At 32.9% G+C, this 15,022-nt stretch carries 14 protein-coding genes; all 14 read right to left on the bottom strand.

The window, feature by feature from the left end:
• Positions 1 to 8: 8 nt before the first annotated feature.
• Positions 9 to 2,198, bottom strand: a complete 2,190-nt coding sequence (locus tag EQ029_RS05995; RefSeq protein WP_011275585.1) for a RelA/SpoT family protein — start codon at positions 2,196 to 2,198, stop codon at positions 9 to 11.
• Positions 2,199 to 2,566: 368 nt separating this feature from the next.
• Positions 2,567 to 3,085: an adenine phosphoribosyltransferase gene (locus tag EQ029_RS05990; protein WP_011275584.1), complete on the bottom strand. Its 519-nt coding sequence runs from the start codon at positions 3,083 to 3,085 to the stop codon at positions 2,567 to 2,569.
• Between the two features lie 21 nt (positions 3,086 to 3,106).
• The gene (recJ, locus tag EQ029_RS05985) at positions 3,107 to 5,380 is read right to left on the bottom strand and encodes a single-stranded-DNA-specific exonuclease RecJ (protein ID WP_033080139.1); all 2,274 of its coding nucleotides are present in this window, start codon (positions 5,378 to 5,380) and stop codon (positions 3,107 to 3,109) included.
• Positions 5,381 to 5,521: 141 nt separating this feature from the next.
• A complete protein-coding gene (gene secDF / locus EQ029_RS05980) occupies positions 5,522 to 7,807 on the bottom strand; it encodes a protein translocase subunit SecDF (RefSeq protein WP_057504824.1) in 2,286 nt (761 codons plus the stop codon).
• A gap of 224 nt (positions 7,808 to 8,031) precedes the next feature.
• Complete coding sequence (gene yajC / locus EQ029_RS05975) at positions 8,032 to 8,292, bottom strand: preprotein translocase subunit YajC (protein WP_011275581.1); 261 nt, start codon at positions 8,290 to 8,292, stop codon at positions 8,032 to 8,034.
• 15 nt (positions 8,293 to 8,307) lie between these two features.
• Positions 8,308 to 9,447 (bottom strand): tRNA guanosine(34) transglycosylase Tgt, encoded by a 1,140-nt coding sequence (gene tgt / locus EQ029_RS05970; protein WP_037558157.1) that lies wholly within the window; start codon positions 9,445 to 9,447, stop codon positions 8,308 to 8,310.
• Positions 9,448 to 9,466: 19 nt separating this feature from the next.
• On the bottom strand, positions 9,467 to 10,492 hold the full coding sequence (queA, locus tag EQ029_RS05965; RefSeq protein WP_011275579.1) for a tRNA preQ1(34) S-adenosylmethionine ribosyltransferase-isomerase QueA: 1,026 nt from the start codon (positions 10,490 to 10,492) through the stop codon (positions 9,467 to 9,469).
• 10 nt (positions 10,493 to 10,502) lie between these two features.
• Positions 10,503 to 11,498 (bottom strand): Holliday junction branch migration DNA helicase RuvB, encoded by a 996-nt coding sequence (gene ruvB / locus EQ029_RS05960; protein ID WP_011275578.1) that lies wholly within the window; start codon positions 11,496 to 11,498, stop codon positions 10,503 to 10,505.
• Positions 11,499 to 11,552: 54 nt separating this feature from the next.
• Entirely contained in the window at positions 11,553 to 12,158 is a 606-nt protein-coding gene (ruvA, locus tag EQ029_RS05955; protein WP_011275577.1) for a Holliday junction branch migration protein RuvA, read from the bottom strand.
• Between the two features lie 12 nt (positions 12,159 to 12,170).
• Positions 12,171 to 12,626 carry an ACT domain-containing protein gene (locus tag EQ029_RS05950; RefSeq protein WP_011275576.1) on the bottom strand — a complete coding sequence of 152 codons (456 nt, stop codon included), beginning with the start codon at positions 12,624 to 12,626 and terminating at the stop codon, positions 12,171 to 12,173.
• 11 nt (positions 12,627 to 12,637) lie between these two features.
• Complete coding sequence (gene obgE, locus EQ029_RS05945; protein ID WP_011275575.1) at positions 12,638 to 13,930, bottom strand: GTPase ObgE; 1,293 nt, start codon at positions 13,928 to 13,930, stop codon at positions 12,638 to 12,640.
• 152 nt (positions 13,931 to 14,082) lie between these two features.
• Positions 14,083 to 14,367, bottom strand: a complete 285-nt coding sequence (gene rpmA, locus EQ029_RS05940) for a 50S ribosomal protein L27 (protein WP_011275573.1) — start codon at positions 14,365 to 14,367, stop codon at positions 14,083 to 14,085.
• An 11-nt stretch (positions 14,368 to 14,378) separates the two neighbouring features.
• Positions 14,379 to 14,699: a ribosomal-processing cysteine protease Prp gene (locus EQ029_RS05935; RefSeq protein ID WP_011275572.1), complete on the bottom strand. Its 321-nt coding sequence runs from the start codon at positions 14,697 to 14,699 to the stop codon at positions 14,379 to 14,381.
• A 3-nt stretch (positions 14,700 to 14,702) separates the two neighbouring features.
• Positions 14,703 to 15,011: a 50S ribosomal protein L21 gene (rplU, locus tag EQ029_RS05930; RefSeq protein ID WP_011275571.1), complete on the bottom strand. Its 309-nt coding sequence runs from the start codon at positions 15,009 to 15,011 to the stop codon at positions 14,703 to 14,705.
• Positions 15,012 to 15,022 lie beyond the last annotated feature (11 nt).

Below are 15,022 nucleotides of genomic sequence, written 5' to 3'. Positions count from 1 at the left end.
GCACCTCATTAATTCCAAACTCTTGACACTGTATATACATCACTTAATTGTTTTAGTTTTTCAACTACACGGAATACATCATTAACATTACGCACCATAACACTAATAGTGATAATTGCATTTTTATCAGTATCAGACCGCCCATTGATTTTAATAATACTTCCAACTGTAGAATTAACGGCTTGTATTACTTCATTTAATAAACCATTACGATCATATGCACTAACTTCTAAATCTACTTGGTATCGTTGAGTAGAATCTTTAGATTTAACCCACTCAACTGCTATTAATCGTTCTGTTTCATTTTTAACATTAGGACAATCTGTACGATGCACTTTAATACCATGTCCTTTAGTGATATATCCTACAATATCATCTCCAGGGATTGGATTACAACATTTTGAAAGCTTTATCAATACATTCTCTATACCTTCGACATATACACCACTATCAGTGATGATATCATCTTTAATCGGAAGTGATTTAATAACTTCCTGTGCCTCGTTTAGCGCTTTTTGTTTATCTTGTATACGTTGTCTTTCGGTCAATTTATTAACAACCTGTAATGCTGTTACACCACCAAATCCAACTGCTGCAAATAGGTCATCATCATTTGCAAAATTGTATTTCTCATTAACAACTTCTATATTTTTATCAGTTAAAATATCATCTACTCTAAAGCCCTGTTCTTTAATTTCTGCTTCGACCATAAACTTACCTTTTTCAATGTTAGATGAACGGTCTTGTTTTTTAAAGAAACCCTTAATTTTACTTTTAGCGCTTGATGATTTAACTATCTTAAGCCAATCTCTACTAGGTCCATAAGAGTGCTTACTTGTACGAATTTCAATAATATCTCCGGTTTGAAGAACATAATCAATAGGAACAATTTTACCATTAACTTTTGCACCAATCATCTTATTTCCGACTTCGCTATGAATAGCATAAGCGAAATCTATTGGAACTGCTCCATAAGGCAATTCAATAACATCACTTGCAGGTGTAAAAGCGTATACTTTATCACTTTGTAAATCATATTTCAGTGATTCCATAAATTCTTGTGCGTCAGATGATGTATGATCAGCTTCAGCTAATTCTTTTAACCAATTTAATTTATTTTGAAAATCTTGGTTCTTTTCATTAACTGTTTTTCCTTCTTTATATGCCCAATGAGCTGCAACACCATGTTCAGCTATTTCATGCATTTCATACGTTCTAATTTGTATTTCTAAAGGGTCTCCATTAGGACCAACTACAGTGGTATGGAGAGATTGATACATATTCTGTTTAGGCATTGCAATATAATCTTTAAATCTTCCGGGCATTGGTTTCCATAATGTATGGACTAACCCTAAAATTGCATAACAATCATTAATAGAATTAACAATTACACGAATAGCTAATAAATCGAATATTTGATCAAACTGCTTTTTTTGCTTCATCATTTTTCGGTATATACTATAAATATGTTTAGGTCTACCGCTAATTTCTCCAGTGATGTCCATTTTAATCATTTCTGTTTGAATTTTATCTATTGCATTAGCGATATAAGCTTCCCGTTCACTACGCTTTTTCTTCATTAAATTGACAATACGGAAATACTGAACACTGTCTATATATCTTAGTGCAGTATCTTCTAATTCCCATTTAATCGTATTAATACCTAATCTATGTGCTAACGGTGCATAAATTTCTAGTGTCTCTTTTGAGATACGCACTTGTTTTTCTCTAGCCATAGCTTTTAATGTTCTCATGTTATGTAATCTATCGGCTAATTTGACAAGTATCACTCGAACATCTTTTGCAATTGCAATAAATAATTTACGATGATTTTCTGCTTGTTGTTCTTCTTTAGAGCGGTATTTTACCTTTTTAAGTTTAGTAACACCATCAACAATACGCGCTATTTCTTCATTAAACATATCTTTAACATCGTCAAATGTGTACGGCGTATCTTCAATGACGTCATGCAAAAAACCTGCCACTATCGTTGGACCATCTAAACGCATTTCTGTTAATATGCCCGCTACTTGAATAGGATGCATGATATACGGAAGACCATTTTTGCGGAACTGTCCTTGATGGGCTTCATAAGCTATATGGTAACTTTTTAGAACATATTGATAATCGTCAGTTGATAAATATGATTTAGCTTTATTTAGCACTTCATCAGCGCTATATGGATACTCGTTATTCAATATATGACACCCCAACTCATTTGTATTTCAAATACTCAACTCATATTCGAATTTTTGAAAATTAAGAAAACATACATTGTCCTTCATTAATCCGAGTATATCATCTATTTAGATATAGAAATGCGAGTATTACTTTAATTTTATCAAATGTTAAAAGAACTACAAAAGCCTTAACATTTTTATAAATAATAGTTCTATGATACTACAAGTTTTTAAATAAATAAATGGTGTTACGCTGAAATCAAATCAAGTAAACAATTTAACGAAAAAATGGGAATGAGATAGAATCCCATTACGAATTCATTATCTCATTCCCAAAAATTGTTAGACATTAAAAACATGTTAATATGTCTTTTTATTCTAGTCATCTATTCATCATATGAAATTAAACTCATAACATCATAATCTTTAATTTTTTCGATACCATTTAAATATTTAAGTTCGATTATGAATGCAATACCTACGACGATGCCTCCTAGTTTTTCAACTAATTTAATAGCTGCTTCAATAGTACCACCAGTAGCTAATAAGTCATCAGTTATAAGTACACGCTGCCCTGGTTTAATGGCATCATTGTGCATCGTTAAAATATTTGTACCATATTCTAAGTCATATTCATATCGGATGACTTCACGAGGTAATTTACCTTCTTTTCTAACAGGTGCAAAACCAATGCCCATTGAATACGCTACTGGACATCCAATGATAAATCCTCTAGCTTCCGGACCTACAACAACATCTACATCTCTGTCCTTAGCATATTTTACAATTTGATCGGTAGCATAACCATAAGCTTCCCCGTTATCCATAATTGTAGTTATATCTTTAAAACTTACCCCCGGTTTAGGCCAATCTTGCACTTCCGAAACATATTGCTTTAAATCCATTTATCTATTTCCTCCTATTTACTAACCCTTCTGTGATTTGATCCAAGTTTTTAGTTGCGTGAAATCATCATATAGTAAAAGTTTCTCAACTTCCATTCTTGATTGTCTTAATTGATAAACGCGACTTGTTTCAATATTTTGTTTGTTAGCATTATCTACAATTTTAATTATACCATTTTCTTCTGTAACAAAACCTAACTCATAAAATACTTTAAGCATAAATTTTAAAATATTAGGTTTAACATTCAAATGTTGACACAGTAACATACCCTCTTGTTCAAGATTGGTTTCTTTTTTGGTCATTAGCGCTTTGAAACAGCTTTTAAATTGATTTGACGTGGGCATACCATCAAAATATATACTCTGCTGATGTTGCAGTACTAAATAGAGTTGTGAATAATTTAAGTTTTTGAGACTATCTTTAAGACTGTCTAAATCATTGGGCAAGTCTCTTAAAATTACTACTTCATGTTCTTGATCGATTTTATCACCATAATAATAGTAATTATGATTCAATTTTTCTTTTTTAGGGTGTATTAAAAAAGCAACTTTAGTATCGTTTGGGTCTATATTTAATTGTTTACGTTTACTTCGGTAATCTAATATTTGTTCATTATTCGTTGCTATATCTTGAATAATAAACTGTGGTGATTGATTTCCGTTCCATTCATTGATTTGTAAATTTCCTAGTAGATTGATTGGTTGACCAGGTTCAATTTGAGTTGCTAACTGACCATTTTTCCAAAATATGCTTTGTAATTGTAACTGACCGGTTACTAATTTTAAATGGTTTTTATCTTTTCCAATTGCTCTAACATCAACGACTTCATTATCATCAATTTCCAATAATGGTTTTTCAAAGTCTGTGCCAAATGGACTTAGTCTTTGAATATCACGAATGTTATTTATAGAAATATCATTCTCTTCTAATTTAACTGATACATGTTTTGTCGGCTCTAGTGACGTATGTTCTGATAATTTAAACATCCAGTCATTTAATCCTTGCTCTAATGCTTCAATATAATCTATCTCCATAGTCATACCCGCAGCCATATGATGACCACCAAACTTAGAAATTAAATCTTGATGTGCACTCAAAATTTCAAACATTGAAACTTGTTCTATACTACGAGCTGATCCTTTAGCATGATTTTGTTCTAAATCAATATTCAAAATTAAGGTAGGTAATGCATATGTCTCAACAATTTTAGATGCTACTATACCTAAGACACCTTCATGCCAATTTTCTTTAGCTAATAGTAAAAATTGATTGCCATTATTTACTTTTTCTTCAGCAATGGCTAGTGCCTCATCAGTTATCTGAGCTACTATTTCTTTACGTTCAACATTAAAATGTTCTACTTGTTCAGCAAGAAATTCAGCTTCTTCTTCATCTTCGGTCATTAATAACTCAGCAGCTAATGATGCATCCTCTAATCTACCAACGGCATTAAGTCGCGGCCCTATAATAAAACCTACAGTTTCTTCGTTAATCGTGTCATTATAACCAGCTTGGTTAAGTAATGCTTTAATTTGAATCGGGCAGCTTTGATTTAAAAATGATAAACCTTGTTTTACTATAGAGCGGTTTTCATCTGTCATTGACACTAAATCTGCTATAGTACCAATCGCAGCTAAACTTACAAAATAATTAGGAGGATTGTCTAATAAAACTTGAGACAGTTTGTAAGCTACACCAGCACCACATAAAAAGTGAAATGGGTATTCATACTCTGGATGCATTGGATGTACGATGGCATACGCTTCAGGCAAAGTATGTCCAATTTCATGATGATCAGTTACTATGACATCAACTCCTAGCTTTTGTACCATTTCAATCTCTTTATGACCTTGTATGCCATTATCGACAGTTATGATGAGAGACACGCCTTCATCATATGCATTTCTAAATGCAAGTTCATTAGGACCATAACCTTCTGAAAATCGATTAGGAATATACCAACCCACTTCAGCCCCTAATGTCTGCAATGTTTTAACTAATATAGTTGTAGAAGTGACACCATCGGCATCATAATCACCATATACCAATATACGCTCATTTTTATCAATTGCTTCATTGATTCGAGTCACCGCTTTTTCCATATCACTTAATAGCCATGGATCGTGGTTAATGATAGTTTCATCTAATAAGGCTTTAATTGACTCATCATCAGTTATCGATTTACTTTCAAGCAGTTTTTTTATAATCGGTGTTAATTGATATTTTTTTATTAAAGTTTCATTTATGTATTCTGTTGGAGGTTCATAGAGCCAGTTATATTTAGATTTAATCATGTAATTATCCTCCCTTTTTCCAAAAGCCATTATACCGAAAATTCAACTAAATAAAAAGTAAACAACGTTTAGTTGATAAAACTATTAATGATACTAGAAAAAGAGTAGAACATTGAATGCAATGTCCTACTCCCTAATAATTTATACTAAAATCTTTTCATCATTTGATTTTTTCTCTTTGTATACCGTTAATTTACCGTTATCTGCTTTTTTAAGTTGTCGTTTCTTCATTATACCCCATAAAGGAACAGCGATAAATACTGAAGAGAATACACCAGATACTAATCCAATTAATAATGCTAATGAGAAATTGAATAAGCTTGATGCCCCAAATATTAAAATCGCAACTACGACAACAATTACCGTTAAAACAGTATTAACGGAACGAGTCATTGTTTGACGAATAGAGCGATTAACGATGTAATCGATTTGCTCTGGTTTAGTAATGACTTTAATTTTATGCAGATTTTCCCTTACACGGTCAAATGTTACAATCGTATCATTAATTGAATAACCTACGATAGTTAGTACTGCTGCAATAAATGTAATATCAACTTCCAAACGAAGTAAGCTGAATAATGCAACAATCATAAAGACGTCATGCAGTAATGCTAATACTGATGATAGACCCATTCTCCATTCGAATCTTAGTGAAACATAGATAATAATACCTATTGCCGCATAGATAAGAGCCTTCATAGCGTTTTTAGCTAATTCTTGTCCAATCATTGGTGATACTGTATTTACAGTTGGTTTATGACCGTATTCATTGTTCACTTTTTTGTTAAGTTCTACAACTTCATTTTTAGATAAATCTTTCTTAAATTGCACAGTTGCTTGTTTATTGTCACTACCATTAATTTGAACTTGATCTGGAGTTAATCCCATGTCTTTCATCGTACGTTCAACTTTAGGTTGAGACAATTTTGTATCAGAGTCGATATCAACACGCGTACCTGCAGAGAAATCAATACCTAAGTTTAATTTGAATATACTTAAAATCACAATACCAACAATCAAAATCAGAATACTGAATCCGATTAATGGTTTGGCTAATTTAACAAAATTCCACTTTTCATATGAAGTTTTAAGATCATGAACATCTACACCTTCATTAATATCATGTCTATTTTTCTTACTAACTCCAAATAGCCAGAATTTCTTCTTAAAGTAATTAGATGATACAAGTAATGATAATAAACCTCTTGATAAAAATACTGCTGTTACAAATATCATAAGAATACCTAAAAGTAACATTGTCGCAAAACCTTTTACTGAACTTTCACCGAAGAAGAATAATACACCTGCAGCAATAACTGTAGTTAAGTTCGAGTCAAATATCGTTAAGAAAGAACTCTTGTTTGCTTTAGAGTAGGCTTGTTTTAACGTCCTACCAATTCGTAATTCATCTTTTATCCGTTCATACATAATTATGTTAGCATCGACAGCCATACCTACACCGAGTACGAGAGCTGCTAATCCTGGTAATGTAAGAACACCAGAAATGAAATTAAATGCTACTAATGTAAGATAAATATAAACAGTTAATGCGATGATAGCAACTAAACCAGGTAGTCTATAGAAACCGACCATAAATAGATATATAATTGCTACGCCTATCGCTGATGCAAATATTGTTTTATCAAGTGCATCTTGACCAAACTGTGCACCTACTGAATTAGAATAAATTTCTTTTAAATCAACAGGTAGTGAACCAGCATTCAGTAATTCTGCAATTTGTTTAGCTCTTTCCACACCTTGTTGACCATGAAATCCACCTGAAATTTCAACACTATCAGAATTAATAGGTTGATCTACTGATGCAGCTGAAACGTATTTACGTTTATCTTCAGGTTTTTCTATCTCTTTATGGTAGCTATCACCTTTTTTATAATCAAGCCATACTACCATCATATTTTCTTGTTTTTTCGAAATTTCTTCTGTTACTTTTTTAAATTTAGCACGATCTTTTAATTTAAATGTAACAGCTGGTTCATTAGTACCTTGCTTAAATTCTTGTTTAGCTGAACCTTGTACAATATCTTTACCAGTTAATTTAACTTTATCATTGGCATCACGAATAGTTAAATTAGCCTGAGAAGATAATATTTTACGTGCCTCATCAGGATCTTTTACACCTGCTAATTGAACTCTGATACGATCTGGATCCTCAACTTGAATGTGAGGCTCAGAAACACCTAGCACGTTAACACGGTTTTCCAAAGTTCTAGCAGTAGATTGCAAGGCTTTTTCATCGATTTTTTTATCCCCATCAAGTGGTTTAACTTGATAAAGAACTTCAAATCCACCTTGTAAATCTAGTCCGAGATTTACATTTTTAACTACATTCTTATATGTAAGCCCCATTCCGACAAACAAAACGGCTACAATTAGTATGAATGCAATTATCCTACTAAATTTCTTCACATGAACACCTCATTGTTTACTTATGTACTAAGAATAATCTTTTAACAAACCATGTGCAAGTTAATTAAAAATTACATAGTTATTACATGACCTATCTATATTAACATACTACATCTTTTAGTGAAATTAAGATTATTACACATATACATATAATATAAAAACTGTCAACATAGTATGAACTTTGTCGACAGTTTTAAATAAATAAATTTCATTTCCCCTTAACTTTAAGAAGGGTCTACTTGTTTAATTGCTGGTTTTTCGAAAGTCATTTCTGTTCCATGACCATTAACTGTGATAACAACTGTAGTTTCATCAACAGCTTTAACAGTTCCTTTCAAGCCACCAATAGTAGTAATACGTTGACCAGATTCGATTCGGCTAATCATTTCACGATGTTCTTTTGCACGTTTTTGTTGAGGTCGAATTAAAAAGAAATAAAATACTATAATTAAAATTATAGGTAAAATAAGTGCTGAAACGTTCATTATGTTGTCTCCTTATTAGAAATTTTTAGGGTTTTCTACATTAAGCCCATATTGTTCAAAGAATTCATCTTTAAAATCTAAAAGACGATCTTCTCGAATAGCTTGTCTAATATCTTCCATCAATTTTAGCAGAAAATGTAAATTATGAATAGTAGTAAGACGGATACCGAAAGTTTCTTCAGCTTTAATCAGATGTCTGATATAAGCACGTGAATAATTCTTACATGTGTAGCAATCACAATTTTCATCTAGTGGTTTAAAATCGTTTGCATATTTAGCATTCTTAATTACTAATCTTCCGTTTGAAGTCATACATGTACCATTTCTAGCAATACGCGTTGGTAATACACAATCAAACATATCCATGCCACGTATGCTACATTCAATTAATGCATCAGGGGAACCTACGCCCATTAAATAACGAGGTTTATCATCTGGCATATATTGCACTGTATGTTCAACCATTTCATACATAACTGGTTTAGGTTCGCCTACCGACAACCCACCAATAGCATATCCAGGAAAATCTAAAGCGACTAATTCCTTAGCACTTTGTTCTCTTAAATCTTTATATTCGCCACCTTGAATAATACCAAAGAGTGCTTGGTCCTCTGGGCGCTTATGTGCGTTTAAACAACGCTCAGCCCATCTCGTAGTGCGTTCAATTGAATCCTTAACATACTTATACTCAGAAGGCATAGGTGGACATTCATCGAAAGCCATCATTATATCTGAACCTAAGTCATTTTGTATTTCCATTGATTTCTCTGGACTTAAAAATAACTTCAATCCATTTGTATGGTGTCTAAACTCAACACCCTCTTCAGTTATCTTACGAAGATTACTCAAACTAAATACTTGGAAACCACCTGAATCAGTAAGAATAGGGCCATCCCAATTCATAAAATTATGTAGACCCCCAACTTGTTTGATAATATCATTTCCAGGTTGTAACCACAAATGATATGTATTTCCTAATATTATTTTCGCTTCTATTTGTCTTAATTCTTCAGGACTCATTGTTTTAACAGTTGCTTTTGTTCCTACTGGCATAAACATAGGCGTTTCAAAAGAACCGTGCGGTGTATGAACGATACCTAAACGTGCACCTGATTGTTTACAAGTCTTTATATGTTCATAAGTTACTGCTGGCATATTTAATACCTCTCATTCATTAAATAATTAACATCGCATCTCCAAAACTGAAAAATCTATATTCTAGTTTAACAGCTTCTTTATATGCGTTTAAAATGTTTTCTCGACTACTAAATGCTGATACAAGCATAACTAAAGTTGATTTAGGTAAATGGAAATTAGTAATTAAACCATCTATAGCTTTATATGTAAATCCTGGATATATAAAAATATCAGTCCATCCACTAACAGCTACAAATTCATTGTAATCACGACGAATAGTCTCTAGAGTCCTTGTTGAGGTTGTACCTACAGAAATGATTCTATGACCTTCTTTTTTTGTTTGATTTAATAAGTTAGCTGTTTCTTGGGTCATTTGATAATATTCACTATGCATTTCATGGTCATTAATATCTTCAACACTTACAGGTCTAAATGTTCCTAATCCAACATGCAATGTTATAAATGCAATATTTATACCTTTTGCTCTAATTTCATCTAAAAGTTCATCTGTAAAATGCAACCCTGCTGTTGGTGCTGCTGCAGAACCACTTTCTTTAGCGTAGACAGTTTGATAGCGGTCAGGATCATCTAATCGTTCTTTTATATATGGTGGTAAAGGCATTTCACCGAGTTCATTTAATCTTTCCTCAAGAATTCCCTCATAATGCAAACGCATGATACGTCCACCTTGATCCAATTCCTCTATACATTCAGCTATAATCTTACCCTCTCCGAAAGACAACTTATTCCCCACTTTAATTCGCTTTGCTGGTTTAAGTAAAACTTCCCAATCATTATTCTCAATTCGAGTAAGCATTAGCATTTCAACTTTTGCACCAGTCTCTTCTTTTAAACCAAATAATCGTGCAGGCATAACACGTGTATCATTTAAGACAAGTGTATCACCAGTTTCCAAGTAATTAATGACATCTTTAAAATGTTTATGTTCAATATTACCACTGTTTCTACCTAACACTAACAATCTACTTTGGTCTCTATCTTTTAAAGGGGTCTGAGCAATTAATGATTCAGGCAAGTCATAATCAAATTCCTCAACATTCATTTTTTATCCCTCATTTATTAAAATTTTTGAAATGTTCGTATGCAAATGCAGTAGCTTTTCTACCTCTAGGTGTACGTTCTATAAATCCTTTTTGAATTAAAAAAGGCTCGTAGACATCCTCAATTGTTATACGCTCCTCACCGATAGAAACAGCTATGGTATCAAGACCCACCGGACCACCATCATATTGATTAATGATGCATCTCATCATTTTATGATCAATGTAGTCTAAACCTTCTGCATCTACTTGAAGCAATTGTAAAGCTTGTTTAGTAGTCTCAATATAAATCTGTTCATCTTCATTGACTTGTTGAAAATCTCTAACGCGTTTCAATAAACGATTTGCGACTCGAGGCGTTCCTCGTGAACGTTTAGCTAACTCAGTTGCACTTTCATCATCAATTTTTGTGTTTAACACTTCTGCTGTTCGAATTATAATTTCTTTTAAATCATTCTCATTATAATATTCTAATCTCAAATGAACGCCAAATCTATCTCTTAGTGGACCAGTTAAGCTTCCAGCCCGTGTAGTCGCACCTACTAGCGTAAATGGAGGCAAATCTATTCTAATACTACGAGCCTCATCACCTTTTCCAATGATAATATCAATGAAGAAATCTTCCATCGCTGAATATAAAACTTCTTCAACTGTGCTGCTTAAACGATGAATTTCGTCAATGAATAGTACATCCCCAGGTTGCAAACCAGATAGTATTGCTGCTAAGTCACCTGGTCTATCTAATGATGGACCTGAGACAGTTCTTATATTAACGTTCATTTCATTAGCGATAATATTGGATAGTGTTGTTTTACCTAATCCTGGTGGTCCAAATAGAAGTACATGATCTAATGGCTCTTCACGTAGTTTAGCTGCTTTAATGAATACTTCTAAGTTGTTTTTTATTGATGATTGCCCAATATATTGTTTTAACATTGTTGGTCTAAGTGATAATTCAAAAGAAGTTTCTTCACTATGCAAAGCTTGATCAACCATTCTGTCATCCATAGTTTCTCCCCCCAGTTACATTAGTAGTTGTAAATAATATGATTTTTTTATAATTTAAGACACAAGTGTTTTTAGTCCTAGTTTTACTGCTTCATCAACAGAATCAAATGTTGATTTGTTGAGTACTTTTTCAACTTTAGAAATTTCTCGTTTTGAGTAACCTAAAGCCTCTAGGGCGAGTAATGCTTCTTTAACTAGGTTTTCGCTATTTGAATTTTCTTCATTCATACTTAAAAGTGTCTCAGTTGTTTCTCTTGTAATTTGAACTTTGCCTTTTAAATCTAGCACAATTTGACGTGCAGTTTTTTTACCAATACCTGGAAACTTAGTCAAATAAGCATCATTCTCATTTTCAATTGCCATTTTAACTTCATTTGGTGTACTAGTAGCTAAAATTGCTAATGCAGACTTTGGACCTATACCTGTAACTTTGATTAAACTTAAGAACATATCTTTTTCTTCTTCATTAATAAATCCATAAAGTAACTGAGCATCTTCTCTAACAATTAAAGATGTATAAATTACTAATTCTTTCTCCAAATATTTTTGAAATCGATAGGAATTTGGAGTCTGAATTTCATATCCAACCCCATTAATTGATTCAACAACTACATGCGTTGGAAATAATTGCGTCAATTTACCTCTAATATAAGCGTACATTCGTTACCTTCCTTACATACTCATACTTATTAATTCAACTTTAGAAACATGTTCAATATTTCTTAGTGCCTTTATAATTTCATCAATTGAAATGGTGGTATCTTTTGCGCTAAGTGATAATGTTATCGTAGCTTTCTCTTCCATTGGTACACTTTGATGTATAGTAAGAACAGATAATTGCAATTTAGAAACCGTATTAAGTACTTGTGCTAACATCCCTACAATATCATTAACATAAAGAATAAGCGTAAATTCACGATGATCTAACATTTTTTCATCTACAGGGAAGATTGTTTCTCTATATTTATAAAATGCACTACGTGAAAGATCAAATAATTTAACAGCTTCATAAATGGACAATTCCGGATTATTTTTTAAAGCATCTTTAATTTTTAATGTTTTTACCACTGATTCAGGCAAGACATCTTCACGTATCAAGTAAAACTTTTTATAATCATTGTTGTCCACTGTTAGCACTCCTATTCTACAAATTCAAATTCTCCACCTAAAATTCTAACGATGTCTCCATTACTACAGCCACGTTCTCTCAATGCATCATCAATACCCATTGAACGCATTTGTCTAGCAAACCTTCTTACTGCTGGGTCACTATTAAAGTCTGTCATTTTAAACATTCTCTCAATTGCATTACCACTTACTACATACGCACCATCGTCGTCTCTAGTGATAGTGAATTTATCTTGAGAAGGCGTGTGTTTATAAAGTACACGGTTAACACCTATTTCTTCATCGTTATCAACGCTAAAGTCAATATCTTTAACTTCATCTAATTTATCTGCTATAGCGTATAATAACTGTTCAATATTATCTCTTGTAATTGTAGAAACAGGAATAATCGTAACGCTATCATCTACTTGTTCCTTAAATAAAGTTAAATTATCTTGTGCATCGGGCATATCCATTTTATTAGCTACTACAATTTGAGGTCTATCCTCTAATCGTTGTTTATAATTTACTAATTCTTTATTTATAATTTGGTAATCATCAAATGGATCTCTACCTTCTGACCCACTCATATCTATCATATGAACAATCACTTTTGTACGTTCAACATGTCTTAAAAACTGATGTCCTAATCCAACACCATCTGAAGCGCCTTCAATTAAACCTGGTAAATCGGCCATAACAAAACTTCTATTGTCGGGTGTTGAAACGACACCTAAATTTGGCTTAATTGTAGTAAAATGATACGCACCAATCTTAGGTTTAGCTTTTGAAACTATTGACAATAATGTTGATTTACCAACACTAGGGAATCCAACTAATCCAACATCTGCTAATAATTTAAGCTCTAATGTTACATCTAATTCTTCACCTGGCTCACCATTTTCACTAAAGTCTGGTGCTGGGTTTCTAGGTGTAGCAAAACGAGAATTACCTCGTCCACCTCGTCCACCACGAGCTACGACAGCACGTTGGCCATCTTCAACAAGGTCAGCTAATACTTCATCAGTTTCCACACTTTTGATTATTGTACCAGGAGGTACTTTTAACACTAAATCGTCTGCACCTCTACCATGCATATTACTACTTTGCCCATTTTCGCCCTTTTTAGCTTTAAAATGACGTTGGTATCTAAAGTCTAATAATGTTCTTAATCCCTCATCTACTTCAAAAACAACTGATGCGCCCTTACCACCGTCGCCACCAGCTGGTCCTCCAAATGGTACATATTTCTCTCTTCTATAGGCAGTGATACCATTACCACCATCACCAGCTTTAAGAGATATTGTAACTTGATCGACAAACATATATCTCACCTCTTTTACGATTTGTTCTTTAATGACAACATTATATCATTATCCATTAAAGCATGAAAAATTAACACTATAAAGTTACACTTTTGTATTAAAACAAAATAAAACACCAGAAGCATTCACTTCTGGTGTTAACTAGACAAAAATTATTCAGCTACTGCGTATACAGAAACTTGTTTTTTGTCGCGACCTTTACGTTCGAAACGAACAACGCCGTCGATTTTAGCGAATAATGTATCATCGCCACCACGACCTACATTTTCACCAGGATAAATTTTTGTACCACGTTGACGGTATAAAATAGAACCGCCTGTAACGTATTGACCATCAGCACGTTTAGCACCTAAACGTTTTGATTCTGAGTCACGACCGTTTTTAGTAGAACTTACCCCTTTTTTAGATGCGAAGAACTGTAAGTTTAATTTTAACATCGGGATACACCTCACTTGTAATTTAATCTGATATTTTCATTATATTCATCTTCAATCGTTTGTAAAGAAACTAACATTGCTTGAAGAATTAATTGCGCTTGTTCATTGTTTGTATCTACACTTCTAATATGAAAATGACCTCCATCATCCTCATAGTCAATGTCTGGTTTCTCAGAAGTTAAACCTAGAATTGCATTAACGCTTCCAAATAAAACCGCTGAAGCACCTGCACAAACAATGTCATGTCCATATTCACCATGATTAGCATGACCATCCATAATAACGTCTGTTACTTTTCCACTATCATTAATAGTGATGTCAATTGTAATCATAAATTAAGCCTTGATTTTATCAATAGTTAATTTAGTATATGGTTGACGATGGCCTTTTTTACGTTTAGAGTCTTTACGACGTTTATACGTAAATACAGTGATTTTTTTACCGCGACCCTGTTTGTTAACTGTAGCAGTAACAGTAGCACCTTCAACAGTTGGGGCACCAACTTTAACTGAATCGCCACCTACAAATAATACTTTATCAAATGTGAATGAGTCACCTTCATTAACATCTAATTTTTCAACGAAGATTTCTTGACCTTCTTCTACTTTAATTTGTTTACCGCCTGTTTCGATAATAGCAAACATACTTTGCACCT

The organism is Staphylococcus haemolyticus, assembly GCF_006094395.1.
In the GTDB taxonomy this organism is placed as follows: Bacteria; Bacillota; Bacilli; order Staphylococcales; family Staphylococcaceae; genus Staphylococcus; species Staphylococcus haemolyticus.
Note: the sequence above shows the minus strand (reverse complement) of the source record. Positions and strands in the feature narration are given on the sequence as shown.